At 59.1% G+C, this 25,718-nt stretch carries 19 protein-coding genes and 6 pseudogenes; 13 read left to right on the forward strand and 12 right to left on the reverse strand.

The features are described 5' to 3' along the window. Window positions 1-84: 84 nt before the first annotated feature. The 11 genes and pseudogenes from AU14_RS21370 (at window position 85) to AU14_RS09960 (ending at window position 10,993) form a co-directional block, all read left to right on the forward strand. Window positions 85-773 (forward strand): annotated as a pseudogene (locus AU14_RS21370) (AI-2E family transporter). A gap of 99 nt (window positions 774-872) precedes the next feature. Continuing rightward, entirely contained in the window at window positions 873-2,015 is a 1,143-nt protein-coding gene (locus AU14_RS09915; RefSeq protein WP_041340599.1) for a zinc-binding dehydrogenase, read from the forward strand. Continuing rightward, window positions 2,015-3,076 (forward strand): proline racemase family protein, encoded by a 1,062-nt coding sequence (locus AU14_RS09920; protein WP_041340601.1) that lies wholly within the window; start codon window positions 2,015-2,017, stop codon window positions 3,074-3,076. The genes AU14_RS09915 and AU14_RS09920 overlap by 1 nt, the downstream gene beginning before the upstream one ends. 149 nt (window positions 3,077-3,225) lie before the next feature. Beyond that, a complete protein-coding gene (locus tag AU14_RS09925) occupies window positions 3,226-4,875 on the forward strand; it encodes an AMP-binding protein (protein WP_041340602.1) in 1,650 nt (549 codons plus the stop codon). Next, window positions 4,872-5,288, forward strand: a complete 417-nt coding sequence (locus AU14_RS09930; RefSeq protein ID WP_041340604.1) for a PaaI family thioesterase — start codon at window positions 4,872-4,874, stop codon at window positions 5,286-5,288. The genes AU14_RS09925 and AU14_RS09930 overlap by 4 nt, the downstream gene beginning before the upstream one ends. Window positions 5,289-5,292: 4 nt before the next feature. Then, complete coding sequence (locus AU14_RS09935) at window positions 5,293-6,120, forward strand: alpha/beta fold hydrolase (protein WP_041340606.1); 828 nt, start codon at window positions 5,293-5,295, stop codon at window positions 6,118-6,120. 71 nt (window positions 6,121-6,191) lie between these two features. Then, entirely contained in the window at window positions 6,192-6,995 is an 804-nt protein-coding gene (locus AU14_RS09940; RefSeq protein WP_041340607.1) for an ABC transporter ATP-binding protein, read from the forward strand. Beyond that, window positions 6,992-7,714 (forward strand): ABC transporter ATP-binding protein, encoded by a 723-nt coding sequence (locus AU14_RS09945; RefSeq protein WP_041340609.1) that lies wholly within the window; start codon window positions 6,992-6,994, stop codon window positions 7,712-7,714. Before AU14_RS09940 ends, AU14_RS09945 begins: the two co-directional genes overlap by 4 nt. 78 nt (window positions 7,715-7,792) lie before the next feature. Next, window positions 7,793-9,004, forward strand: a complete 1,212-nt coding sequence (locus AU14_RS09950) for an ABC transporter substrate-binding protein (RefSeq protein ID WP_041340610.1) — start codon at window positions 7,793-7,795, stop codon at window positions 9,002-9,004. Between the two features lie 104 nt (window positions 9,005-9,108). After that, entirely contained in the window at window positions 9,109-9,996 is an 888-nt protein-coding gene (locus tag AU14_RS09955) for a branched-chain amino acid ABC transporter permease (protein ID WP_041340612.1), read from the forward strand. 76 nt (window positions 9,997-10,072) lie between these two features. Beyond that, complete coding sequence (locus AU14_RS09960) at window positions 10,073-10,993, forward strand: branched-chain amino acid ABC transporter permease (protein WP_094191195.1); 921 nt, start codon at window positions 10,073-10,075, stop codon at window positions 10,991-10,993. Here AU14_RS09960 and AU14_RS09965 read toward each other — a convergent pair. Then, window positions 10,990-11,720 (reverse strand): annotated as a pseudogene (locus AU14_RS09965) (4'-phosphopantetheinyl transferase family protein). The gene AU14_RS09960 and the pseudogene AU14_RS09965 sit on opposite strands and share 4 nt — an antisense overlap. 186 nt (window positions 11,721-11,906) lie before the next feature. Further along, complete coding sequence (locus AU14_RS09970; protein WP_201773463.1) at window positions 11,907-12,293, reverse strand: pseudoazurin; 387 nt, start codon at window positions 12,291-12,293, stop codon at window positions 11,907-11,909. Between the two features lie 215 nt (window positions 12,294-12,508). Here AU14_RS09970 and AU14_RS09975 point away from each other — a divergent pair, with 215 nt between their 5' ends. Beyond that, on the forward strand, window positions 12,509-13,639 hold the full coding sequence (locus tag AU14_RS09975; protein WP_041340613.1) for an L-dopachrome tautomerase-related protein: 1,131 nt from the start codon (window positions 12,509-12,511) through the stop codon (window positions 13,637-13,639). Between the two features lie 8 nt (window positions 13,640-13,647). Here AU14_RS09975 and AU14_RS09980 read toward each other — a convergent pair whose 3' ends face one another. Continuing rightward, complete coding sequence (locus AU14_RS09980; RefSeq protein ID WP_041340615.1) at window positions 13,648-15,273, reverse strand: phytoene desaturase family protein; 1,626 nt, start codon at window positions 15,271-15,273, stop codon at window positions 13,648-13,650. Next, window positions 15,270-15,896, reverse strand: coding sequence for a TetR/AcrR family transcriptional regulator (locus AU14_RS09985; protein ID WP_041340617.1), 627 nt, complete (start codon window positions 15,894-15,896; stop codon window positions 15,270-15,272). The genes AU14_RS09980 and AU14_RS09985 overlap by 4 nt, the downstream gene beginning before the upstream one ends. Window positions 15,897-16,077: 181 nt before the next feature. On the opposite strand from AU14_RS09985, the gene AU14_RS09990 reads away from it, so the two are divergent. Continuing rightward, window positions 16,078-17,034 (forward strand): adenosine deaminase, encoded by a 957-nt coding sequence (locus AU14_RS09990; protein WP_041340618.1) that lies wholly within the window; start codon window positions 16,078-16,080, stop codon window positions 17,032-17,034. Here AU14_RS09990 and AU14_RS09995 read toward each other — a convergent pair. The 8 genes and pseudogenes from AU14_RS09995 to AU14_RS10030 form a co-directional block, all read right to left on the reverse strand. Then, window positions 17,031-17,582 (reverse strand): substrate-binding periplasmic protein, encoded by a 552-nt coding sequence (locus AU14_RS09995; RefSeq protein WP_041340619.1) that lies wholly within the window; start codon window positions 17,580-17,582, stop codon window positions 17,031-17,033. The genes AU14_RS09990 and AU14_RS09995 overlap by 4 nt on opposite strands. Further along, a complete protein-coding gene (locus tag AU14_RS10000; RefSeq protein ID WP_041340620.1) occupies window positions 17,579-17,818 on the reverse strand; it encodes a hypothetical protein in 240 nt (79 codons plus the stop codon). The genes AU14_RS09995 and AU14_RS10000 overlap by 4 nt, the downstream gene beginning before the upstream one ends. A 166-nt stretch (window positions 17,819-17,984) precedes the next feature. Then, window positions 17,985-19,671, reverse strand: a pseudogene (locus AU14_RS10005) (AMP-binding protein). Between the two features lie 53 nt (window positions 19,672-19,724). Beyond that, a complete protein-coding gene (locus AU14_RS10010) occupies window positions 19,725-20,303 on the reverse strand; it encodes a peroxidase-related enzyme (RefSeq protein WP_041340622.1) in 579 nt (192 codons plus the stop codon). A gap of 17 nt (window positions 20,304-20,320) precedes the next feature. Then, window positions 20,321-21,226, reverse strand: coding sequence for a hydroxymethylglutaryl-CoA lyase (locus tag AU14_RS10015; RefSeq protein ID WP_041340624.1), 906 nt, complete (start codon window positions 21,224-21,226; stop codon window positions 20,321-20,323). Next, a pseudogene (locus AU14_RS10020) lies at window positions 21,226-23,218 on the reverse strand (acetyl/propionyl/methylcrotonyl-CoA carboxylase subunit alpha). Before AU14_RS10020 ends, AU14_RS10015 begins: the two are co-directional and overlap by 1 nt. Before the next feature lies 1 nt (window position 23,219). Further along, window positions 23,220-24,025: pseudogene (locus AU14_RS10025) on the reverse strand (enoyl-CoA hydratase-related protein). A 14-nt stretch (window positions 24,026-24,039) separates the two neighbouring features. Beyond that, a pseudogene (locus tag AU14_RS10030) lies at window positions 24,040-25,646 on the reverse strand (carboxyl transferase domain-containing protein). Window positions 25,647-25,718: the final 72 nt, after the last annotated feature.

Genomic DNA, 25,718 nt, shown 5'->3' on the forward strand with positions numbered 1-25,718 from the left:
ATCTCCCGTTTATTGGTGGGGCAGAGCGAAATCAAACGTCAGATCAGCAAGGTCACAGAATCGGCTGAGAAGGTCGAGAAGTCCATGGAGGAGCTGTCAGACAGCAGCAAAGCAAAGCCGACTACGGTGGTGCTGAAAACCGATTCCTGGCGCAGTCAGCTGATGAGCAAGGCCCGGGATGGCGTTGCCGGCTTACTGCTGGCGTTAGCGCTGACTTACTTCCTGCTGGTGGGCGGTGACCGGATCATCAAGAATTTTGTGCGCCAGCTGCCAAGGATGCAGCGCAAAACGGTGCTGCGTATCACCCACGATTCCCAGCATCAAATTGCCCAGTACCTGGGTGTGCTGGCCCTGAGTAACACGGCCGTGGGCGTGGCAACGGGGCTGATGTGCTGGGCCATTGGCCTGCCAGATCCTGCGGTTTGGGGGCTGATTGCCGGCCTCGCTCGTTTTATCCCTTACCTTGGTGTGATTCTGACCATCTCGCTGCTGGCGGTGGTGTCGGCCATCAGCCTGGATGTGGTCTGGATGATGGCGTTTGCGCCGGTGGGTTACCTGGCATTGACCACGCTGGTGGGCTTCTTCATCGAGCCCTGGGTGCACGGGTTCCGGATGGCCATTAACCGGTGGTGATCTTTGTCTCGATCTTCTTTTGGGGCTGGCTGTGGGGGCCGGTAGGCGTACTGCTGGCAGTGCCACTGATGACAGTGATTCAGGTGGTGCTAAAGCAGATTCCGAAACTGCGGCCGGTGTACAAGGTCATCGCCCGCTAGGCGCATAACGGATACCCGCAACACCCACTGACACCTTGGGGGATCTAACCTATGCTGATCTGAAGTCTACATTCAGTCAGCAGGGAGGATCCCTCGCCCATGATTCCCACTACCATGAAGGCCATGGTGCTCACCGGGCACGGCGGTGTTGATAAGCTTGAATATCAGGATGTGGCGACGCCACAACCGGCACCCGGTGAGGTGTTGGTTCAGGTGACGGCCACCGCCAAGAACAACACCGACCGTAAGGCGCGGGAAGGGCTGTACCCCACCAAGAAAGGGGAAATGACGTCCTTCCAGATGGGTGGCAAGCCCACTTTGCTGTTCCCCCGCATTCAGGGTGCAGACATCGCGGGCCGGATAGTGGCCGTAGGTGAGGGCGTGGATGAACGCCGAATCGGCGAGCGTGGCCTGCTGGATTTCAACATTTACGCCAATGACCGCCGCGACATTAATCTCACCCCGGACTACTTTGGCCACGGTGCGGACGGCGGCTATGCCGAGTATGTGGCGCTGCCCTCCGATCAGTTTCATCACATTCCCAACTCTGAGCTGTCCGATGCCGAGCTGGCATCCATGGGGATGTGTTCCTATCAAACCGCCTACCACATGGTCACCTCCGCCAATATCAAAGCCGGCGAACGGGTGCTGGTCACCGGTGCCAGTGGTGGGGTTGGCACTGCACTAATTCAGCTGTGCCGTATTGTCGGGGCCATTCCCTATGCCCTGAGTAAACAGGATAAGGCCGAGCCGTTGATGGCGATGGGCGCCGAGGCGGTGCTGGACCGCTCCGATATGGACAGCTTTGTGGAGCGGGTGAAGGCCGCCACCGGCGGCAAGCCCATTGATGCGGTGATGGATCTGGTGGGCGGTGAGATGACCGATGTGTTCATCGACACCATGATCTTCGACATGAACGCCCGGTCGTCTTACCCGCGCCTCAGCATTGCCGGCGCCAGCGGCGGCAATATCAGCGAAATTCTGTGGACCCGGATTTACCTGTACCAGGTGCAGATTTTCGGGGTGTCCCACGGCACCCGTGAAGAAGCTGACCAGCTAATGGCCTGGATTCGCGGCGGTCAGCTTAAGCCGGTGCTGCACGGTGCGTTTCGGCTCTCGAATTTGCGTCATGCGGAAAACTACTTTGTGAACCGGGGCAGCAATTACCTCGGCAAGATCGTGATCGTGCCCGATGCCCAATGGGACGAACACGGCCAACCCTGGTCACTGGAGACGCTGTGATGAAACCCGAACTCACCATTCAGTTAATGGATACCCATGCCGGTGGCGATGTCAGCCGGATTGTGACCGGCGGGATTGACCCATTGCCGGGAGACACCGTGCGGGCGCAGATGGAGTACCTGCGGGACGACGCCGATGGCCTGCGCCGGCTGCTGCTGGAAGAACCCCACGGTATCCCCGAAATGTCGGTGGACCTGCTGGTGCCCCCAACCGATCCCCGGGCGGCGGCCGGCTATATCATCATGGAAGTGATGGGCTACCCGATCTACTCCGGCTCCAACACCATCTGCACCGCCACCGCTGTGCTGGAGGCCGGCATTGTGCCAAAACAGGAAGGGCGACAGCAGTTCATGCTGGAATCGCCGGCTGGCCTCGTGCAGATCGACGCCACTGTGCGCGACGGCGTGGTGGAAGCCATTACCTGCGAAGGTCTGCCCAGCTACATCGATACCTACCGGGCCACCATTGAGGTGCCTTCTCTGGGCAAGGTGACATACAGCGTGGCCTACAGCGGCGGCTTCTATGCGCTGGTGGACGCCCAGCAACTGGGATTCCATCTCACTCTGGATGAGGAGCGGGCATTGGCGGCAACCGCCCACGCCATCGTGGAAGCGATCAAGGCCGAGCGGGGGTTTTCCCATTACACCCTGGGTGATGTCGGGCCCTTGCCGTTCCTGCACTTCATGGGGCCGGTGGAGCATGTGGCTGAAGGTTATTACCGATCCCGATCGGCCACCTATGTGCACCCGGGCGTGATTTGCCGCAGCACCACCGGCACCGGCACCTCGGCCCGCCTGGCTTTAATGAACTACGAGGGCAGCATCCAGCCCGGCGATCGGCTGGAAACCGTGTCCCTGCGGGAGACCGGCTTTATTGGTCAGTTCAGTGCCGTGGAGCGGGAGGGCGATCTGGAGGTGGTGAAGAACAACATTACCGGCAAAGGCTATGTCATCGCTCGCTCAGATATCGTCATTAACTGTGACGATCCGATGGTGGATTGCTCCAGCCTTCATCACATCCTGTCTGGCCGTCATTCCCATCCGATTGATCCGGAGTCCTGAGCTCCGGAGCTGAATTTGTCCTCCAATTCTCGCTCATAAAATGGCTGGATTTTGGGTCGTTTTGGTCTAAAGTTTACCTTTACGTAAAGTGTACCCTGTGATAAACCTGAAACTCGTGGACTTAACGACAACAACAACAGGAGTTGAAAATGAGCCTCCCGGAATACACTGCCGTCTACAACAATTTTGATCCTGCCGCACTGGAAGCGGAGGTTCTGGATGGCCGCCTGAACAGTGGCCTGAACGTTTGCCACGAGATTGTCGACAAGTGGGCGAAAGATCCCCAGAAAGTGGCCCTTTACTACGAGAAAGAGGGCGGTGGCGACGGCGTTTTGACCTTTGCCGAGCTGAAAGAAGCCTCTGCCCGTTTTGCCAACTATCTGAAGGCCCAGGGGATCGGCAAGGGTGACCGGGTAGCCGCACTGCTGCCGCGCACTCCCGAACTGCTGATTGTGATTGCCGGCGCCCTGCGCGCAGGTGCGGTGTACCAGCCCCTGTTTACTGCCTTCGGTTCCGGTGCCATTGAGTACCGCTTCGAGCGAGCCAGCACCAAGCTGGTGGTGACCAACCCCGAAAACTACCCGAAGCTGCTGGACGTAAAAGATTGCCCGCCGGTGGTGGGTGTGAACGCCAAAGACATTGATGCCGACCTTCCCGATTTCGAGGAAACCCTGGCGGCTCAGTCCAGCGATTTTGAGCCGGTGATGGTGACCGGTGATGATCCGTTCCTGCAGATGTTTACCTCCGGTACCGTGGGCAAGTCCAAAGGTGTGGCGGTTCCTGCCAAGGCCCTGCTGGCGTTCTATGTATACATGAAGTACGCCATCGATCTGCGCGACGACGACGTGTTCTGGAACGTGGCTGACCCGGGCTGGGCTTATGGCCTTTATTACGCCGTAGTAGGCCCACTGCTGATGGGCCACGCGACCCATTTCAATCCGGGCGGTTTCACTCCGGAATCCACCTACGACATGATCCGCAAGTACAAGATCACCAACCTGGCAGCGGCGCCCACGGCGTACCGTCTGCTCAAGGCCAATGATCACGTACTGCCGGAAGGCGAGAACCTGGGCCTGCGGGTGGCCAGCAGTGCTGGCGAGCCGCTGAACCCCGAGGTGGTGAACTGGATCAAGAACCGTCATTTCTGCCCGGTGAAAGATCACTACGGCCAGACCGAAACCGGCATGACCTGCTGCAACTTCCACGGCCTGGAGCACCCGGTTAAGGAAGGCTCCATGGGCTTTGCATCGCCTGGACACCGGGTGGTGGCGCTAAGCGAAAAGAACGAGGAAGTAGGCGAGGGCGAAGTCGGTCAGCTGGCAGTGGATGTAGCGGCATCACCCCTGTTTCACTTCGACGGCTACACCTGGGGCGAGAAAGATCCGTTCGTAAAAGGCTACTACCTCACCGGTGACATGGTGATCAACAACGGCAACGGCTGCTTCTCCTTCAGCGGCCGGGACGACGATATCATCACCACCGCTGGCTATCGCGTAGGCCCCGCCGATGTGGAAAGCACCCTGCTGGAGCACGCGGCCGTGGCCGAGTCCGGTGTGGTGGGCAAGCCCGATGAGAAGCGTGGCTCCATCATCAAGGCCTACGTGGTCGTGAAGAGCGATCAGGCGCCGGCAGACGATCAGGCCCTGAAAGACGAACTTCAGGATCTGGTGCGCCGCCGGTTGTCCACCCACGCTTTCCCGCGTGAGATTGAGTTTGTGGATGAGCTGCCGAAGACCCCCAGCGGTAAGATCCAGCGTTTCGTACTGCGCAATCGCGCCAAAGATGAGCCCGGCGCATGATCATTACCTTTGAGGAACTGCAGGCGTTTCTCGATGAACAGTTTCCGCAGGGTGCCGCCTTTGGCACCTTGCAGAAGCTCGGCGATGGCTGGGCGGAAATGAAACTGGACGTGGATGAGGAGCACCTGAGGCCCGGAGGCACCGTCTCCGGCCCTGCGATGATGGGGTTGGCGGATGTCACCCTGTACGCGGCGCTGTTGAGCAAAATTGGCCTGGTGCCGCTGGCGGTCACCACCAACCTCAACATCAATTTTCTGCGCAAACCCGTCGCCCACAAACCGATCTGGGCCCGGGCGACCATGCTGAAAGTTGGCCGGACTATGGGGGTGGGCGAGGTGTTCGTCTATTCCGAAGGTGCGGAAGAGCCGGTCGCCCATTCCACCATGACGTATTCCATCCCGCCTGAACGGTAAGGTCATGCAGATCCGAGACTCGATAGTATCTCTGGGTGACGGCATCCATGTGGAGGTGCGTCGCATCACCCATCCGGACCCCAGCTCGCCGCTCCAATCCCCGCGGCCCACGCTGGTATTCCTGCATGAGTCCCTGGGCAGTATTGCCCTCTGGCGCCGGTTTCCTGAGCGCTTGGCCAAGGCCACCGGCTACGACGCCGTCATTTATAACCGCCTGGGTTATGGCAATTCTTCCGATGAGGAGTTGCCACGGCCCTACGATTATCAGGAACGGGAAGGGGCAGTGATACTGCCGCGCCTGCTGGATGAGCTGGGCCTGAGCAAGGTGGTGCTGATCGGCCACAGCGACGGTGGCTCCATAGCCCTGATTGCGGCCGGTGCGCTGGGCGAGCGCGCTCACGCACTGATTACCATGGCGGCACACACCTACGCGGACCAGCTAACGATCGATGGCATCACCGAGATGATGGACCGCTATCAGACCAGCAATCTGCGCGAGAAGCTTCAGCGCTACCACGGTGCAAGGACAGACGATTTATTCCGGGCCTGGCATACGGTGTGGCTTGATGAAGGGTTCGACGAGTCGCTGGATTTCAGTGATTGGCTGGCGGGCATCCAATGTCCGTCTATGATCATTCAGGGGGAGGTCGATGAATATGGGGTACCTGAACAGGTCACCGATATCGTCGCAGGCATTGGGGCGTCTGCCCAGCCACTCTTTTTGTCAGACACTGGTCACTCGCCGCACCTTGAAAAACCGGACGAGCTTCTGGAGTTGGTCTGCGACTTTTTGCTAAGTTCAGATCCGGCGAAAAGCGAAAATAGACATTGACGTTTACGTAGACGTCAATTTACTCTGTAAACTAGTTCAAATGTACAACAATAACAAAGGTAGACTGGCTCATGAGTGAACAGTACGTTCTGGAGACCCGCAACCTTGTCAAAGAGTTCAAGGGCTTTGTTGCGGTCGACGACGTGAATTTGAAGATTCAGAAAGGCCACATCCATGCCCTTATCGGTCCTAATGGCGCCGGCAAGACCACCGTTTTCAATCTTCTCACCAAGTTTCTAATCCCCACCCGCGGCCAGATCCTGTTTAACGGCAACGACATCACCGCTCTGAAATCAGCGGCCATTGCCCGCAAAGGCGTGGTGCGTTCATTCCAGATCTCGGCGGTATTCCCGCACATGACCGCCCTGGAGAACATCCGGGTGGCACTGCAGAGCTTTGAAGGCAATTCCTACAGCTTCTGGAAATCCGGAGCCAGCCTGAACCGGCTGAATGAGCGCTGCATGGATCTGCTGGACCAGGTTGGCCTGGCAGAGTACGCCAACACCACCACCGTTGAACTGGCCTACGGCCGCAAGCGGGCGCTGGAGCTGGCCACCACACTGGCCATGGAGCCGGAGCTGTTGCTGCTGGATGAGCCGACCCAGGGTATGGGCGCCGAAGACGTTGACCGGGTAGTGGAGCTGGTACGCAAGGCGGCCAAGGGCCGTACCGTGCTGATGGTGGAACACAACCTGAGCGTGGTCAGCAAACTGTGTGACCGGATTACTGTGTTGGCGCAGGGTGCGGTGCTCACCGAGGGTGATTACGACACGGTATCCGCCGACCCACGGGTTCGGGAAGTCTATATGGGGACAGATTCCAGTGGTGAGCGTGGCTCATCGTCTGAAGCCAGCGAAGCGGAGGCGGCAGAATGAGCCAGGCCCAGCAGAAAGAATACGAACAGTTGCGGGTCTCCGGGCTGCACTCTTTTTACGGCGAATCCCACATCCTCCACGGCATTGACCTGGTGGTGAACCGGGGCGAGCTGGTTACGCTGCTCGGCCGAAACGGCGCGGGCCGCAGTACTACCCTGAAATCGATCATGAACATGGTGGGCCGCCGCACCGGTTCCATCATGATCAACGGGGAGGAGACGATGTCTTGCGCCCCGCACCATATTGCCAGATTGGGTGTCGGCTACTGCCCCGAACATCGGGGCATTTTTTCGGCCCTCAATGTCGAGGAAAACCTCACTCTGCCGCCGGTGGTACGCAGTGGAGGTATGAGCCTGGAAGAAATCTACACCATGTTCCCGAACTTGTATGAGCGTCGCTTCAGCCAAGGCACCAAGCTGTCTGGTGGTGAGCAGCAGATGCTGGCCCTGGCCCGCATCCTGCGCACCGGCGCCAACATGCTGTTGCTGGATGAGATCACCGAGGGCCTGGCCCCGGTAATCGTCGAGAAACTTGGTCATGTCCTGACCAAGCTAAAGGAGAAGGGCCTGACGATTGTACTCGTGGAGCAGAATTTCCACTTCGCAGCGCCCCTGGCTGATCGACATTATGTCGTTGAGCACGGGCAGATTGTGGAAGAAATCAGTGCCAATGAACTGAGTGCCAAGCAGTCGGTACTGGATGGTTATCTGGGGGTATGACCCAGGAACAGGAAAGAACGAGCGTTAAAAAGCAAAAATAAACCTGAAACAACGCAACACAGTAGCGGAGATACAACAATGACAATGATGAAAAAGCTTCTGACCTCAGCGGTTGCCTCAGCCATGATGGCCACAGGTGCCCAGGCTGCAATATCCAACGACACCGTGAAGATCGGCTACCTGGCTGACATGTCTGGTACCTATCGTGACCTGGCCGGCCCGAACGGCCTGAAAGCCATGGAAATGGCCATCGCCGATTTCGGCGGTGAAGTGAATGGCGCCAAGATCGAAGTGGTCAGCGCCGACGACCGTAACAGCGCCGATGTTGCCTCCAGCACCGTGCGTCGCTGGGTCGAGAACGAAGACGTGGATCTGGTTGCCGGCCTGGTAGCTTCATCCGTTTCCATTGCGGTCAGTGACATCCTGGAAGAGAACGACCGCTTGGGTATCGTTTCCGGTTCTGCTGCCTCCAGCATCACCAACGAGCACTGCACCCCGAACCACATTCACTATGTGTACGACACCTACCCGCTGGCCAATGGCACCGCGAGTGCCGTGGTGAAAGAGGGCGGCAAGACCTGGTTCATCCTGACTGCCGACTATGCCTTCGGCCACGCCCTGGAAGGCGACGTGACCCGCGTGGTTGAAGCCAACGGTGGTGAGATCATCGGAACCCTGCGTCACCCGTTCCCGACACCTGACTTCTCATCGTTCATCCTGCAGGCCCAGGCCTCAGGTGCAGATGTTGTTGCCCTGGCGAACGCCGGTGCCGACACCACCAACGCTATCAACACCGCCAGTGAGTTCGGCCTGACCCAGTCTGGCCAGACCCTTGCCGCGCTGCTGCTGTTCCTGAACGACGTGAAAGCACTGGGTGTTGAAGCCGCCCAGGGTATCCAGCTGACCACTGGTTGGTACTGGGACATGAACGACGAGACCCGTGCCTGGTCTGACCGCTTCATGGAAGAAACCGGCGCACGCCCGACCATGATTCATGCCGGTGTTTACTCCAGCACCATGCAGTACCTGAAGGCCGTCGAAGCCACTGGCTCTGACGATGCCCAAACGGTCCGCAAGCAGATGATGAACACGCCGATCAACGACATGTTCACCAAGAACGGTGTGATTCGTGAAGACGGCCGCATGGTGCACGACATGTACCTGGCGGAAGTAAAAACTCCGGCCGAGTCCAAGGGCGAGTGGGACCTGTACAAGATCCTGCGCACCATCCCGGCTGAAGAAGCTTACCGTCCGCTCTCCGAGAGCAAGTGCCCTCTGGTTAATAAGTAAGAGCGTAACCCAGGGGACTCTCCGGCGAATTGAGCCGGAGCGTCCCCGGAATCCGCAGCGGTGGTCTTTGCGCCCCCGTCTGCGCAGCTTCTGGAGTTAGCAACATGTCCATGATTTTCGGTGTCCCCCTTGCTGTGCTGTCTGGTCAGCTTCTGATCGGGGTCATTAACGGTGCGTTCTACGCACTGTTGAGTCTCGGGCTTGCCGTCATATTCGGCCTGCTCAAGATCATCAACTTTGCCCACGGGGCAATGTACATGCTCGGTGCAATGGTCACCGTCATTATGTTTGACGTAATGGGTGTCAACTACTGGGTCGCCCTGTTTATGGCACCGCTTCTGGTAGGCGCGGTCGGGGTTTTGATCGAGTACTTCCTGCTTCGCCGTATTGCCGGCCAGGACCACATCTACAGCCTGTTGCTGACCTTCGGTATTGCCCTCTTGATGCAGGGTGTACTGACTAATATCTATGGCGTGTCCGGCATGCGTTACTCTATGCCGGATCTGTTCAAGGGCGGGATCAACCTCGGGTTTATGTTCCTGCCGTACTATCGGGCCTGGGTTATCGTTATCGCCCTGGTGGTGTGCTTCGGTACCTGGTTCATGATCGAGAAAACCAAGCTCGGTGCCTACCTGCGCGCCGGTACCGAAGATGCCCAGCTGATGCAGGGCTTCGGTATCAACGTGCCGCTGCTGGTCAGCCTGACTTATGGCTTTGGTGTAGCACTGGCGGCGTTCGCTGGCGTGCTCGCGGCGCCCATTTACTCGGTGACACCCGTAATGGGCTCGCACATTCTCATTACCGTGTTCGCCGTGGTGGTGATTGGCGGCATGGGGTCCATCAGTGGTGCGATTATCACCGGCATTCTGATGGGTGTTGTGGAAGGCCTCACCAAAACCTTCTATCCGCCTGCCTCGTCCGCAGTGATCTTCCTGGTCATGGTGGTAGTTCTGATGTTCCGGCCTGCGGGTCTGTTTGGTAAGGAGGCGTAATCATGAGCCAGTCATTCGATTCGACGGCGATTCATCAAGCATCCTGGAACAGCAGAAAGCCGATGGCCGCAAGAAGATGTTGCTCAACGCAGTGCTGGTCCTGCTTTTGGTAGCAGCCCCGTTTGTGCTGTACCCGGTCTTCCTGATGAAGATCTTGTGTTTTGCGCTGTTCGCGGTGGCCTTTAACCTGTTGTTTGGTTTCACCGGCCTCTTGTCCTTCGGCCATGCTGCGTTCCTGGCAACGGGTGGCTATACCACCGGTTACCTGCTCACCAACTTTTCCGGGTTGAGCACGGAGTTGGGCATTATGGCGGGTACCGGCATTGCAACCCTGCTGGGCCTCGCCTTTGCGCTGCTGTCCATTCGCCGGCAGGGCATCTACTTCGCCATGGTGACCTTGGCGCTGGCTCAGTTGGTGTTCTTCTTCTTTGTACAGTCAGAATTCACCGGCGGTGAGGACGGCATGCACGGGATTCCCCGTGGCCACCTGCTGGGAATGATCGATCTCAATAACAACTTCAACATGTACTACTTCGTGTTGGCGGTGTTCCTGGGGTGCTACCTGCTGGTTCAGCGTATTGTTTCCAGCCCGTACGGCCAGGTACTCAAGTCCATCAAGCAGAACGAGCCTAGAGCAGTTTCGCTGGGCTACAACGTGAACCGCTACAAGGTTCTGGCGTTCGTGATTTCTGCTGCTCTGGCGGGTCTGGCCGGGTCGATGAAGTCGGTAGTGTTCCAGTTGGCGTCACTGAATGATGCCCACTGGCACATGTCGGGTGAGGTCATCCTGATGACCCTGGTCGGCGGCATGGGCACCTTGCTGGGGCCTGTGGTCGGCGCCACCTTTGTGGTGAACGTTGAGTATCACCTGTCTCAGGGCGCCTTGCGCGACTGGGTAGATCCGATCCTCGGCGGCATCTTCATTCTGGTAGTACTGGCGTTCCGTAGCGGCTTCGTTGGTGAACTCCAGAAGTTCTTCAAAAAGAATCTGGGCTAAGTCTCTTTCGAGATAGCGATAAGGCTGAGGATCTGGCCGTCCCGGTTTACGAACTGGGCGTCCAGCTCCCGGTCGCAGCACCAGTGCTCCGACAGGTCGGTGAGCAGGCGCAGCCGCGCGGTGCCATCGGCCTGCCACCCAAGCAGTTCCGCATGTTCAAAGTAGAACCGTTTCAGGGTTAGCGGATAGAGTGCCTTGAACAGGGTTTCCTTCAAAGAAAACGCAAGCGTAAGAAGCTCCCCGGGTGTATCCGTCAGAGTGGTCGCAAAGCGGTCCTGCTCGGCGCTGGTCAGAATCTGATCGGCTAGCTTCAGAGCTCTCTCATCCGGCATCAAGTGTTCCATGTCCAGGCCCACGCTGGCGTAGTAGGGCGCGGCTCCCACAATGGCCGCAGCCTTGCCATGACTGTGGGTAATAGACCCCACGCTACCTGTCGGCCACTGGGGCGCACGATCCTCGCCCGTACCGGGCACCGCACCTACCCGATGGCCTTCCGCAACGCTTCACGAGCACACAAACGCCCGGCCAGGTATTCGGCTTTGCGCTTGGCGACCGCACGGTGAAGGTTGGAGGGCATCGCAATGCCGCAATGTTCGAAGTCCTGGTCCTGAAGTCCGTCTGAATCGAAATCCACCGCGACCAGCGGGAGGTGTGGCAGTGGACGCGGCCAGGGCAGGCGGTCGTCTCGTTCGGTGCAAAAAGCAGGTAAGGTCGCTTTGAAGGACATCCAGATAAGGCTCGGGGGTTGAGACGGAATAGGGCGTTATCGCTGCTCGGGCAACGCCATCAGCATAGCTTATCCAAAAAAAAGCCGCACCCGGAGGTGCGGCTTTACTTCGTTCCCGTCGCGATTACTGAGTGACGTTCGCGAAGTACTTCTCGAGACGATCTTTGTTGGTGGCCGCGGCGGCGGTCAGCTCAGCACGGCAGCCTTGGCGCTGTCGTAGTTGGTGGCTTCGCCCACCTGGATCACGCCTGCCATGTTCAGCGCAGCGTGCGGGGTGCACTTGTAGACGTACACACCTTCCTCGTCCAGGGTCACGGTGATCTCTTCATTGATACCACCCTGCCAACCGCTGGCACCTTCCGGTACGGCTACGGTGGCGGAGTTGTGCGCCTGACCGACCAATACGAACTTCACTGTGTCACCCGGCTCGGCTTTCACGAAGCCTGGCTCGAAGACCATCGCTCCATCAGCGCCCGCGTTCTTCATTTCGACAATGTGCTCGGCTGCTAATGCAACGCTGGAAAGAGCGGACATCGCCAGTGCGGCCAGTGTTTGCTTAAGCTTCAATTTCATAATGTACCTCGTCGTCAAGGTTGGTTGCTTAATAGAATCAGAGGGTTTTACGGCGCAGTTTCATTCAAGGATCGCTATCAGCTTAAGTGGATATGCCTATGGTAAAGAGAAGCTCCGAACTCTAACTAACGTGGTCGGATTCGTGCAAGCCCCCGTATTTAAAAGGTTATCCGTCAAGGAACAATGTAAATGAATCAAAAACCGGGAGAGCTCATATGTTAGGACGAACATTACCTGCGGTGGCCGCCGCTCTCGTCGCAAGCACGCTGGTTGGCTGCAGCCTCGTGCAGAATCACGCGGCGACTGCGCCTGCGCACGCCAGTGATTCGGCGTTAGCGCCGGTGAAAGGGGAGCTTCGCACGGTTGCGGTTCTGCCCATCCGCCCGGGCAATGCCGCCGCCACTCCAGACGGTCGGGTATTCAGCACTATTCATCCGATGGATGGCGATCATGACGTCCAGTTGATCGAAGTGACCGGCCCTCACAGCTATCGCGCCTGGCCGTCTACCCGGTTCCAGACCCGTAACGGCAATTACTCCAATGACACTATTGATTCGCCCCTGGGCATCGCCCTGGACGGGGAGGGTGGTCTCTGGATTACCGATATGGGCAACCATCTGGGTAAGACCCGGATCTGGGGCTTTGATATCGCCTCTGGCGCTCTGATCAAGAAGATCATCCTGTCCTCAGACGTCGCGCCGGAAGGCAGTTTCATCCAGGATCTGGTTGTTGACCGCGAGCGCGGCTGGATTTACCTGGCGGACATCGCAAACCCTAGCCTGCTGACGGTGGATATCGATACCGGCACCGGACAGCGTTTTGACGGTTTCGACGCAATGGAGGCGCAGCCGGATGCCAAGATGGTCATCAATGGTGAGGCGATTCAGTTTGGCGGTGCGCCGGCGAGTGTCGGGGTGAACCCGGTGACTTTGTCGGAGGATGGCGAAACCGTGTATTTCGGTGCCATGAGCGGCTTGGACTGGTACAGCGTGCCGACTGAGCTGCTTCGCAACGGCGCGGAGCGTGACGAGATCGCCTCCGCGATTGATCGGGTAGGCCCCAAGCCGGTCTCTGATGGCGCTGACACTGGCCCTGGTGGCACACATTACTTTACCAATCTGAACGATAACGGTGTGGACGTAATGGGTGCAGACGGCATTCTGAAGCCGCTGGTGCGTGATGAGCGGCTTGATTGGCCGGACAGTGTGCGCCTGGGTGCAGACGGGTGGCTCTACGTAGCGGTGAATCAGCTTCATAAAGCACCCCCGTTCTCCGGCGGTGCCGACGAAGGGAAGCCGCCGTACTATATCTACAAGGTGTGGACGGCTCCCCAGGCTCCTAGATAAGCCGCTCGTTAACCGACGAACATCTTCTTGGCCAGGGGGAGGCCTTTCAGTCCGCTGACGGCAATGGTCGTCAGCAGGCCGCCCACCATGGCGCCCACCACGCCGCAGGTCATAACGTCCTGGCCGGTCAGGTACAGGCCCGGTATGCGGGTCTTGGGCCTGAGCCAGTCCTGCTCGAAGCGATCCGGGGTGTGGTTCAGGCCATAGATCTCACCTTTGCTGTAACGGCAGAAGTAATCGGTGGAGAGCGGAGTGGACAACTCGTAGTAATCCACCTTGCCTTCCAGGTGCGGGAACTTCTCGTACAGCTTGGCCAGCAAGCGCTGGGCGTAGGCTTCTTTCTCCGCTTCGTAGTCCTCACCCCGTTTGCCCCAGTTTTTGTCTGCCCACTCGGCGTACCACTCGTAAGGACCGGGTGCCACGATTTCGATGGTGGCGCGGCCAGGGTAGCGATCAGCAAAGCTTGGATCTTTGGCGGACGGGAATGAGATGTAGGTCAGCGGGATATCGGCTTTGTCCGGCTCCGCCATGAACTCTTCTAGGTTTTTCTCATAGTTGGGGCCCGGGTAGATCCAGTAGTTTGTCTTCGGCAGTTGCAGGTTCTCGGCGGTATCCTGCAGGCCGATGTACAGGCAGTTGCTGGCCATGGAGCGTTCCACGGTTTGCAGTTTCTGCTGGTAGAAGTTTTTCTCCGGAGCTGAGTCCGGCAGCAGGGTGCCAAAGGTGTTGAACACGCCAGCGTTGCTGATCACCAGGGGTGCCCGCACTTCCTCGCCATCGGCCATACGCACGCCCACGGCCTTGCCTTTCTCAATCAGAATCTCTTTCACATCGGCGTAGGTGAACACTTCGCCGCCGCTCTGCTGCACCACGGGAATGATGGTTTTGGCCATCTCGGAGGCGCCGCCGATGGGGTAGTAACCGCCATACAGATAATGCCGGGCAATCAGGGCGTGGATGATGAAGCTGGATTCCGCCGGTGGCAGGCCGTTGTCGCCCCACTGGCCGGCCAGTACCGCAATCAGTTCCTGATTGCTGGTCAGGCTCTCGAGAACCTCGCGGGTGGGCTTGTTCAGGTAATCGGGGGCGACGCGGCCAACGATTTTGCGCAGCGGGCCGGCGGCCAGATTTGGCAGTACCTTGCCGACCACCAGGCCGGGCATGGCCTTGGCAACCTGGCGCAGATACTTCAGGTAGGTATCGATGGCTTTTTCTTCGCCGGGGAAGGCCTGCTTCAGTTCGGCTTTGAACGCCTTCGGGCCGGCCACCAGGTCTACGTGACGGTCACCCAGGAAAATGCGGTCGTAGCGGTCATCCAGCGGTGCCCATTTCAGTTCACCGTCGGTAATGTGATCGAACAGCCGCTTGCTCAAGGTGTGGTCGGCGCCCATGTCGCCAATGTAGTGCACGCCCACGTCCCACTCGTAGCCATTGCGGTCGTAGCTGTGAGTGAAACCGCCGGCGGTGTAATGCTGCTCAAACACCACCACTTTCTTGCCCAGCTTGCTCATGCAGGCAGCGGTGGTCAGGCCGCCAATCCCGGAGCCGATGATGATGGCGTCGTAGGGGCCATTCAGGCGGTTGGCGCGATAACGGCGACCGACGCGGATAGTGCTGGGTTTTGGGCTGCTCATTGCTCTATTTCCTTATGTGAGGTTGGTTCGGGGTCTGACAGGGAGCCATCCAGCAGGAGGCTAAGGACGCCCTCGGCGAGCATCGGTTCCGCGTTGGCCGCTGGAAGGTGGCCATCAATGGTCAGTTGCGCCAAACCATGCACCAGCGACCAGGCAGCGGCCGTCATCAGTGCCACGGGCATGGGTTTCAGGTAACCGACCTGCTGGGCGCGGGCAATGGTGTCTTCGAGTACTTTGAAGGCTTCATGGCCAGCTTCATCAAGTTTGGGGTGGGCACCCTTTGGTAGGACTCGACCACCGAACATCAGGCGGTAAAGGTTGGGCTCATCCTGGGCGAAGCCGACATAGACCAGGCCAATATCGATCAGCGCGCGGCGGGGCACCCGTTGATCCACCGCCAACAGGCGTTCCCTGAGTTCCTCGAAGCCGGTCACTGCAAGTTCGGCCAGCAGGCTGTCACGATCTGAGAAATGCCGGTACAGGGCGGGCGCGCTGACACTGAGTTGTTTGGCGAGAGCGCGCAGGCTAATACCCGTGTCGCCTTGCTCTCGGAGTGTTACCAGTGCCAGCAGGCTGGCCTCTTGCCGGAGATCGCCGTGATGATAGGAAGCAGTTCGGGCCATGGGACGTTCGCTATAGAAGTTAACGGTTGTAACATTGTTAACAGTGATAACATCACAGTAGGCGATCGGGTGTCAATGAATTCTGTTGGATTTATATACGGGTTGTTAGCGGTGCAGGGAGGCATGAGGATTGTGATAGCGTAAATGGATAATCGATGCCCCTTACTGGAGTGAAGCTCATATGTCCCTGGATCTGAACGCGCTCAAAAAGTCAGAGCTGCACATTCACCTCGAAGGCAGTCTTGAGCCGGACCTGATGTTCAGGTTGGCGAAGCGCAACGGTATTGCGCTGCCCTACGCCAACGTAGAAAGCCTGCGCGCTGCATACGATTTCAATAACCTGCAGGATTTTCTCGACTTATACTACCGGGGCGCCCAGGTGCTCTTGCAGGAAGAAGATTTCTACGATCTGACTCGCGCCTATCTGGACCGCTGCCGGGCCCAGAATGTGACCCATGTCGAGCCCTTCTTTGATCCCCAGACCCACACCGACCGGGGCGTTTCGATGGCAACGGTGATTGGTGGCATCACCCGTGCCCTGAAAGAAGCGAAGGCCGAGTGGGGCCTGAGTTATGGCTTGATCCTGTGTTTTCTCCGGCACCTCAGTGAAGATGAAGCCCAGCACACCCTGGATGCCGCACTGCCGTTCCGCGAGCACTTTGTGGGCATCGGCCTGGACAGCAGTGAGCAGGGCCATCCGCCTTCCAAGTTCAAGTATGTGTTTGCACGCGGTCGGGACATGGGGCTGCTACCCGTGGCCCACGCCGGTGAGGAAGGGCCGCCCAGCTACATCTGGGAAGCGCTGGACGAGCTTGGTGTTGTCCGGGTGGACCATGGGGTACGAGCAACGGAAGATCCTGATCTGATCGAGCGGCTGCGCCGGGATCAGATTCCGCTCACCGTCTGCCCGCTGTCCAACATTCGGCTGAAGGTTTACGAAAGCCTGAAACAGCATCCGATTCTGGATCTGCTGGAAGATGGCCTGAAAGTCACGGTCAATTCCGATGATCCGGCGTACTTCGGGGGCTACATGACAGAGAACTTCGAGGCGCTAAGAGCGCAGCTGGGGATGACCGATGACCAGGCCGAGCGCTTGGCCCGCAATGGCTTCGATGCGGCGCTGGTACCGACAACTTAATTTGCTGGGGCTACCTGTTGGACCAGCGGCGGGTATTGCAGGATGGTAGTCACCACGCCTTCCCGGGTCATATCTGTTATGGCGGCGTTGAACTGGTCCAGCATGTTCGCCGCCTTGCCTGCCTGGGATAGCCCGACCCGGAAGCCCACCGGCTCGAACGGGCCTTTTCGTACAACCAGACGGTCCCTGAGTTCGGGCCGGCTCAGCAAAGTGAAATCTGCAACGACCCGGTTCACCAGGAACACGTCGATCCATCCTCGTTCCAGTCGCAAGAAATTACTGAGAACGGTCGGTACGGGTTCGACGTTCAGGCCCAGCTCGTTCGTTGCTTCGGCAAAGGCTTTGCCGTAGTTGAAGCCCTCCACGATGCCTATTCTCAGACCCTGGAGCTCTTCGAAGGTAGTCCTGTCGGCCGCGTGTTGGTTGTCGTTCAGATACCAGAGCAGGTTGGCGTCGTGCAGCAGAGGTTCGGTTAGGTACAGGAAGCGGCGTCGATCTTCGTTCGCGGTGAGCAGCATAATGCCGTCCATTTCCCCGGTCTTGTTCATGGCGAGGCAGCGTAGCAGGGCAGGATGCTTAGCCGAACAGGGTGATCGATACGCTTGGATATCTCGCGCATGAAATCGATGGCATAGCCACCAATGGGCTGAGCGCGTTTGTCACCGTAACTGTAGGGCGGCCAGTGGCTGTTGCAGAAATGCAGGGGGGCACGGCTATCTCTCACTTCTGCCTGGAGGACAGGACAGGCAATCAGGAATAGCAGGCAAACTAGTAGCTTTCGCATAATAGATACGCAGTCCGGACAACCCGCTCCCTCGGGTCTAATAACTTTATAATAGTCCGGTTTGAAGACCTGACCATTGACCAAGGTCAGATTTGCTGTGACTGGATTGCGGAGGCTCTGATGCCAAGCGAAAACCTGCGCCGGCCCGGGACCGGCGCAGGCAATATCATTTTTTCAGACCGAGCTCTTCGATAGAAATCTCCCGCATCTTGAACTTCTGGATTTTCCCGGTCACGGTCATCGGGAATTCGTCCACGAACTTGTAGTTCTTCGGGATCTTGAAGTGGGCGATCTGGCCCTTGCAGAACTCGATCAGACCATCCGCATCCACGGGATCGGCTTCCGGGCGCAGTTTTACCCAGGCGATCAGCTCCTCGCCGTACTTCTCATCGGGAATGCCGGTGACCTGGACTTCCTCGATGGACGGATGGGTGTACAGGAATTCCTCGATCTCTTTCGGGTAGATGTTCTCACCGCCCCGGATGACCATGTCCTTGATCCGGCCTACGATCTGGATGTAGCCGTCCTCATCCATGGTGGCCAGATCGCCGGTGTGCATCCAGCCGGCGTTATCGATGGCTTCCTGGGTTTTCTCGTCGTTGTTCCAGTACTTCAGCATCACGCTGTAGCCCCGGGTGCACAACTCGCCAATCTCGCCCCGTGGCACCACGTTGCCGCTGCCTGGGTCCACAATCTTGGTTTCCAGGTGCGGCTGAGTGCGGCCCACGGTGGTGACCTGCTTCTCGAACGGGTCGAGGGAGCTGGTCTGGGTGGAGACCGGGCTGGTCTCGGTCATGCCGTAGCAATCTGAACTTCTTTCATGTTCATCTTGCCGTTGACCTTCTTCATTACCTCGGCCGGGCAGATGGAGCCGGCCATGATGCCGGTGCGCAGGGTTGAGAGGTCGTAGGTCTCGAACTCCGGATCGGCCAGCTCGGCAATGAACATGGTGGGCACGCCGTACAGGGCGGTGGCCTTTTCCTGGTGCACGGCCTGTAGCACGGACTTGGGCTCGAAGCCTTCATCGGCGTAGATCATGGTGGAACCGTGGGTAATACAGCCCAGGTTGCCCATGACCATGCCAAAGCAGTGGTACAGGGGGACCGGAATTACCAGCCGGTCTTTCTCGGTAAAACGCTGGCTCTCGGCCACAAAGTACCCGTTGTTCAGGATGTTGTGGTGGGTGAGGGTAGCGCCCTTGGGATTGCCGGTGGTGCCGGAGGTGAACTGGATATTGATCGGGTCGTCGAACTGCAGCTGGCCCTGAGCCTTGTCCAGTTCGTCCTGGCTGACCTTGCTGGACAGCTGCACGAACTCGTTCCAGGTCCACATGCCGTCGTGCTTGTCGGTGTCCAGATTGATCGCTGCACGCAGGTCCTGCAGGCGACGGGCCTTGGTCTCGCCGGGCTGGCAGGTTTTCAGTTCGGGCGCCAGGTCATACAGGGTCTTGCGGTAGTCTGAGGCCTTGAAGCTGTCGGCGGTGACCAGCACGCTGATGCCGGCCAGATTCATGGCGTATTCCAGCTCGTGCATACCGTAGGCCGGGTTGATGTTTACCAGGATGGCACCGACTTTGGCGGTGGCAAACTGGGTAACGGTCCACTCGTAGCGGTTGGGTGACCAGATGCCGACCCGGTCGCCACGCTTCACGCCGATCGCCATGAAGGCGCGGGCGGCTTCGTTCACTTTTCCGACGAACTCTTTGTAGGTCCAGCGGATGTCCTGGTGCAGGCACACCAGGCTTCGGTGTCGGGGTACTTCTCGGCGGTGCGGTCCAGCATTTCGCCGATGGTCATGCCCAGTAGCGGCGTTTCAGAGGTGCCACTGGTATAACTTGGAAGAGTCTTGCTCATTGTCTCTGCCTCCGTTGTTTTTATAGTCGAGGGCGAGCAGGGCGGTGATCCTGCTAGCGACTCTGGCTGTGATATTCAGTGTTTGGTTGCATATCGCTGGCAATAGCCACGCGATTGGACATGTTGTAGAAGCCGATCAGGTTGCTGATGTCCCAGATGGCGCGGTCGCTGAAGCCGGCATCCCGCAGGGCCTGGGTGTGCTCTTCAGTGACCGTTGCCGGTGAACGGGTCAGGTGCGAGGCGAAATCCAGCATCGCGCGCTGGCGCTTATCCAGGCGGGCACTGCGGTAGTTCATCACCAGGTGCTCGCCCAGCATCGGATCGCCACTGAGCACGCGCACTGCGGCGCCATGGGCTACCAGGCAGTAAAAGCACTTGTTCTCGGACGAGACCACCACTGCGATCATTTCCCGCTCCAGCTTGCTGAGCTCGCCTTCGCCCAGCATCAGCTCGTTATACAGGCGGGTGAAGCCTTCGAGTTGCTTGAGGTTCTGGCTGTACGCCGTCAGCACGTTCGGAATCATGCCCAGCTTTTCCTGGCAAATTTCGAAATACTTCTGGGTATCCTCGGGTAAGTCCGCAACGTCAGGGATCGGGAGATCCAGGGCTACCACGTTCTTGTTCTGGTTCATGTCACATCCTTTGTTTTTTAGCACTGCCCGCCGAGCGCCTGGCCCACCTTGGAGCCGTTGTGGCGGCGCAGCTGGCCACTGATCCAGTTACCGGTGGTGACCAGTTTGTTCAGGTCCACGCCGGTCTCAATGCCAAGTCCTTGCAGCAGATACAGCACGTCCTCGGTGGCGACGTTGCCAGAGGCACCCTTGGCGTAGGGGCAGCCCCCAAGGCCGGCGACGGAAGCATCTATAACCGCAACGCCTTCTTCCAGCACCGCGTACAGGTTGGCCAGGGCCTGGCCATAGGTGTCGTGGAAGTGGGCGGCCAGTTTCTCGACCGGCACGTGAGCGGTCACGGCTTCGAGCATGCGCTTGGCTTTCTGGGGCGTACCGACACCAATGGTGTCGCCCAGGGAGATCTCGTAGCAGCCCATATCGGCCAGCGCCTTGGCGACCTTGGCGACCTGCTCGGGAGCGATGTCGCCTTCGTACGGGCAGCCCAGCACGGTGGAGACATAACCGCGCACCGGGATGTTGTGCTGTTTTGCCGCTTCCATCACCGGCAGGAAGCGATCCAAGCTCTCGGCGATGGAGCAGTTGATGTTCTTCTGGCTGAACGATTCGGAGGCGGCACCGAACACGGCGACTTCGTCGACACCCGCTGCCAGCGCGTTTTCGAAACCGCGCAGGTTGGGGGTGAGCACGGAGTAGCGCACACCGGGTTTGCGCTTGATGCCGGCCATGACCTTGTCAGCGTCGCCCATCTGGGGCACCCATTTGGGCGACACAAAGCTGGCGGACTCGATGTGGGTTAAACCACAGTCGGCCAGCCGGTCAATCAGGCCAGTCTTGATGCGAGTGGCGATGACCGGGCCGGGTTCGTTCTGCAGCCCGTCCCGCGGGCTCATCTCTACCATCCGAACCTGCTTTGGAAAGGCCATTACTCTGCTCCTTCTTCCGCCACATCAATGGCGATCAGTTCAGCGCCTTCGGAGACCTGGTCGCCTTCGGCAAAGAAAATCTCGCTCACCACACCATCGGCCGGAGCTTGATGGCATGTTCCATTTTCATGGCTTCCATGATCACCAGAGTCTGGCCAGCGGTTACCTTATCGCCCACCTTGGCCTGCACCGCCACGATGGCGCCGTTCATTGGCGCCTCTAGGCTGCCTTCGCCGGCCATATCTTCAAAGCCGTAGGTTTCCCGGTATACGTTGCACTGGAAGGTGTCACCTTCGTAGAAGAGCACCAGCTGGTCGTTGTGCAGATTGCCGTGGATGCTGATCCGGTGGCCGTTCACCACCGCCTGAAGGAAGTCGTCGTCCAGGCGCGCGGTCAGGTTGTAGACGCTGTCGCCAACGTACACCTGGTAGCGATCGTCCCGTTCCAGAATCTTGAGATCGTGGATGTCTTCACCGACCTGCAGTTGCAGCGGCTGGGCGTATTCGGAGTTCAGGCGCCAGCTGTTGCGACGGCCAAATGGCGACCAGGGGTCGGTCGAGGCCGGCTCGCTGGACTTGCGTGCCTCCAGGACAAACCCGGCGGCCAATACCAGGGCCTTGTGAGTATCGAGCTTCGATTTCGGGAACAGCAGCTCCCGATGGGTATCAATAAAGCCAGTAGTTAGATCCTGCTCCCGGAACGGCTGGGCATCGGCCAGGGCGTGCAGGAACCGGATGTTGGTTTTCACGCCGGCGATGCGGTAATTCTCCAGCGCCTGGACCATGCGGTTGATGGCTTGGTCCCGGGTTTCGTCCCACACGATCAGTTTGGCGATCATGGGGTCGTAATGGATGCTGATGTCGTCGCCTTCGGTCACACCGGTATCAACGCGCACGTGGGCGTTTTCATCCGGGGTGCTCAGGTACCGCAGGTGACCGGTAGCGGGCAGGAAGTCGTGGTCCGGGTCTTCGGCGTAGATTCGTGCTTCCAACGCGTGGCCGCGGGTTTTTACCTCGGACTGCTGAAGAGGCAGTGGCTCGCCCCAGGCGATTTTCAGCTGCCATTCCACCAGATCCTGGCCGGTGACCATTTCGGTGACCGGGTGCTCCACCTGCAGGCGGGTGTTCATTTCCATGAAGAAGAACGAGCCGTCTACGTCATACAGAAACTCGACGGTACCGGCACCCACGTAGTTGATGGCCTGGGCTGCGCGCACGGCGGCTTCACCCATGGCCTTGCGGGTATCCTCGCTGAGGCCCGGGGCCGGGGCTTCTTCCAGCACTTTCTGGTGGCGGCGCTGCACGGAACAGTCACGTTCGGCCAGGTACACGCCTTTGCCGTCCTGATCGCAGAACACCTGAATCTCCACGTGACGTGGCTGGGTCAGGTAGCGCTCGATCAACATGTCCGGGTTGCCGAAGGCATTCTTGGCTTCACGCTTGGCCGCGGCCAGGGCATCGTCAAATTCTTCCATGCGTTCTACTACCCGCATGCCTTTACCACCGCCACCGGCGACGGCTTTCAGCAACAGCGGGAAGCCGCACTTTTCGGCTTCTTTGCGCAGGGTTTCCGGAGCCTGGTCGTCGCCGTGGTAACCCGGTACCAGCGGTACGCCGGCTTTTTCCATGATGGCCTTGGCGGCTGACTTGGAACCCATGGCCGCGATGGCGGAAGAGGGCGGGCCGATGAAGACCAGGTTGTTGGCTTCACAGGCTTCAGCAAAGCCGGTGTTTTCCGACAGGAAGCCGTAGCCTGGGTGGATTGCCTGGGCGCCGCTTTCCTTGGCGATCTCGATGATCTTCTCGGACCGCAGGTAGCTCTCTGAGCTGGGTGCCGGGCCAATGTGGAAGGCTTCGTCGGCCATGGCCACGTGGCGGGCGTGGCGTCTGCGTCGGAATAGACCGCGACGCAGCGGATTCCCATGTCGTGGGCCGTCTGTATGATCCGGCAGGCGATTTCGCCCCGGTTGGCGATCAGAATTTTGCTGAACATATCAATTGTTCTCCGGAATCCAGTTGGCGCGACGCTTGTTCAGGAAGGCACTCAGCCCTTCCTGTCCCTCTTCTCCCACGCGGATATCGGCAATGCGATGGGCAGTATCGTCAATCACATCGTCGTCGATCGGTTTGTTGCTGACTGCGAACACCAGGTCCTTGGCCGCCGTCATGGCTTCCGGGCCGTTCTGGGCCAGTTGCTGAACCATGGCGTCACATTGGCTTTCCATGGCTTCCACGTCGTCACAAATGATGTGCACCAGGCCGTAATCTTTCGCCTTTCGGGCGGTGAACACTTCGGCTGAAATGAAATACCGGCGGGCCTGGCGTTCGCCGATGGCACGCACGACATAGGGCTGATGACAGCAGGTATCAGCCCCAGCTTCACTTCACTCAGGCAGAAGCTGGCTTTCTCGGTGGCGATAACAATGTCGCAGCAAGCCGCAAGGCCCACGGCACCGCCAAAGGCAGCACCCTGCACCAGACCGATAACCGGCTTGGATAGATGGTTAAGCACGTTCATCAGCCGCGCCAGTTCCCGGGAATCGTCCAGGTTTTCCTGACGGGTGTTGTCGGCCATGCGACGCATCCAGCCAAGATCGGCACCGGCGGAGAAGTGCTTGCCTTCGGAGCGAAGCACCACAACCTTGGTTTCCGGGTCCTGGTTGACCTCGTCCAGCGCGTTGATCAGTTGCTGGATGATGACGTCGTCAAAGGCGTTGCGTTTGTCCGGGCGGTTCAGCACCACATCGGTGACGCCCTGTGCGCGGCGTTTGATCAGAACCGCATTTTCTTGTTCTGTCATGACTGATCTCCCGATTACATGCGGAACACGCCAAAGCGTGTCGGCTTCGCGGGTCGGTTAAGCGTGGCGGACAGGCTGAGGGCAACCACTTCCCGGGTTTGCGCCGGGTCGATTACACCGTCGTCCCACAGGCGGGCGCTGGCGTAGTAGGGGTGTCCCTGCTCCTCGTACTTGTCGATGACCGGTTGCTTGAACTCGGCTTCTTCTTCGGTGCTCCAGTCCTGGCCTTTGCGCTCCATGCCTTCGCGCTTAACCTGCGCCAGTACACCGGCGGCCTGTTCGCCACCCATCACCGAGATGCGGGCGTTCGGCCACATCCACAGGAAGTCCGGGCTGTAGGCGCGGCCACACATGCCGTAGTTGCCGGCGCCAAAGCTGCCGCCGATCAGCACGGTAATCTTCGGCACGTTGGCGCAGGCCACGGCCATAACCATCTTGGCGCCGTGCTTGGCGATGCCTTCGGCCTCGTATTTCTGGCCGACCATGAAGCCGGTGATGTTCTGCAGGAACAACAGCGGGATGTTGCGCTGGCAGCACAGTTCGATGAAGTGGGCGCCTTTCTGGGCGGCTTCACTGAACAGGATGCCGTTGTTGGCAATGATGCCGACTGGGTAGCCGTGGACGTGGGCAAAGCCGGTGACCAGGGTCTGGCCGTAATAGCGTTTGAATTCGTCGAATTCAGAGCCGTCGACGATACGGGCAATGACGTCGCGCACGTCGAACTGCTTGCGCAGGTCGGTGCCCACGATGCCGTAGATTTCCTCGGCGTCGAACAGCGGTGCCTTGGGCTTGCGGATTTCCACCTCGGCCGGCTTGCGGCGGTTCAGGTTGGAGATGCTGCGCCGGGCGATTTCCAGGGCGTGGGCGTCGTTCTCGGCGTAGTGGTCGGCCACACCGGAGATCTTGCAGTGAACGTCGGCGCCGCCCAGATCTTCAGCGGTGACCACTTCACCGGTGGCGGCTTTCACCAGCGGCGGACCCGCCAGGAAGATGGTGCCCTGGTTGCGGACGATGATGGATTCGTCGGCCATGGCCGGGACGTAGGCGCCACCGGCAGTACACAGGCCCATGACCACGGCGATCTGCGGAATGTCGTCGGCAGACATGCGGGCCTGGTTGTAGAAGATGCGGCCGAAGTGGTCGCGGTCCGGGAAAACTTCATCCTGGCGGGGCAGGTTGCGCCGCCGGAATCGACCAGGTAGATGCAGGGCAGGCGGTTTTCCAGGGCAATTTCCTGGGCCCGCAGGTGCTTTTTCACGGTCAGCGGGTAGTAGCTGCCGCCTTTTACCGTGGCATCGTTGGCGATGATCATGCATTCGGTGCCGGAGACCCGGCCCACGCCAGCGATGAGGCCGGCCGCCGGAACTTCTTCACCGTAGACGTTATAAGCGGCAAATTGGCCGATTTCGAGGAATGGGGAACCGTCGTCCAGCAGGCGGTTGATGCGCTCCCGGGGCAGCAACTTGCCGCGGGCGATGTGGCGTTCCTGGTAAGAGGGGCCGCCGCCTTGTTGGATGGTGGTCACTTTGTCTCGCAAGTCGGCGACAGCTTTCGCCATGGCTTCCTGGTTTGCCAGGAACTCTTCAGACCTTGGATTTATTTTGCTTTGGAGTGTGGTCATAGCTTCTTCATCCGTGCATTCGGGGGCGTCGGAGCTGGCGGAAGGACGGCCCGGGAACCGCTACTAGCACAT

The organism is Marinobacter similis (assembly GCF_000830985.1).
Classification (GTDB): domain Bacteria; phylum Pseudomonadota; class Gammaproteobacteria; order Pseudomonadales; family Oleiphilaceae; genus Marinobacter; species Marinobacter similis.

Coding starts and splice junctions, on each gene's coding strand:
- AU14_RS09915 (WP_041340599.1), top strand. CDS start 873: ATGATTCCCACTACCATGAAGGCCATGGTGCTCACCGGGCACGGCGGT.
- AU14_RS09920 (WP_041340601.1), top strand. CDS start 2,015: ATGAAACCCGAACTCACCATTCAGTTAATGGATACCCATGCCGGTGGC.
- AU14_RS09925 (WP_041340602.1), top strand. CDS start 3,226: ATGAGCCTCCCGGAATACACTGCCGTCTACAACAATTTTGATCCTGCC.
- AU14_RS09930 (WP_041340604.1), top strand. CDS start 4,872: ATGATCATTACCTTTGAGGAACTGCAGGCGTTTCTCGATGAACAGTTT.
- AU14_RS09935 (WP_041340606.1), top strand. CDS start 5,293: ATGCAGATCCGAGACTCGATAGTATCTCTGGGTGACGGCATCCATGTG.
- AU14_RS09940 (WP_041340607.1), top strand. CDS start 6,192: ATGAGTGAACAGTACGTTCTGGAGACCCGCAACCTTGTCAAAGAGTTC.
- AU14_RS09945 (WP_041340609.1), top strand. CDS start 6,992: ATGAGCCAGGCCCAGCAGAAAGAATACGAACAGTTGCGGGTCTCCGGG.
- AU14_RS09950 (WP_041340610.1), top strand. CDS start 7,793: ATGACAATGATGAAAAAGCTTCTGACCTCAGCGGTTGCCTCAGCCATG.
- AU14_RS09955 (WP_041340612.1), top strand. CDS start 9,109: ATGTCCATGATTTTCGGTGTCCCCCTTGCTGTGCTGTCTGGTCAGCTT.
- AU14_RS09960 (WP_094191195.1), top strand. CDS start 10,073: ATGTTGCTCAACGCAGTGCTGGTCCTGCTTTTGGTAGCAGCCCCGTTT.
- AU14_RS09970 (WP_201773463.1), bottom strand. CDS start 12,293: ATGAAATTGAAGCTTAAGCAAACACTGGCCGCACTGGCGATGTCCGCT.
- AU14_RS09975 (WP_041340613.1), top strand. CDS start 12,509: ATGTTAGGACGAACATTACCTGCGGTGGCCGCCGCTCTCGTCGCAAGC.
- AU14_RS09980 (WP_041340615.1), bottom strand. CDS start 15,273: ATGAGCAGCCCAAAACCCAGCACTATCCGCGTCGGTCGCCGTTATCGC.
- AU14_RS09985 (WP_041340617.1), bottom strand. CDS start 15,896: ATGGCCCGAACTGCTTCCTATCATCACGGCGATCTCCGGCAAGAGGCC.
- AU14_RS09990 (WP_041340618.1), top strand. CDS start 16,078: ATGTCCCTGGATCTGAACGCGCTCAAAAAGTCAGAGCTGCACATTCAC.
- AU14_RS09995 (WP_041340619.1), bottom strand. CDS start 17,582: ATGAACAAGACCGGGGAAATGGACGGCATTATGCTGCTCACCGCGAAC.
- AU14_RS10000 (WP_041340620.1), bottom strand. CDS start 17,818: ATGCGAAAGCTACTAGTTTGCCTGCTATTCCTGATTGCCTGTCCTGTC.
- AU14_RS10010 (WP_041340622.1), bottom strand. CDS start 20,303: ATGAACCAGAACAAGAACGTGGTAGCCCTGGATCTCCCGATCCCTGAC.
- AU14_RS10015 (WP_041340624.1), bottom strand. CDS start 21,226: ATGGCCTTTCCAAAGCAGGTTCGGATGGTAGAGATGAGCCCGCGGGAC.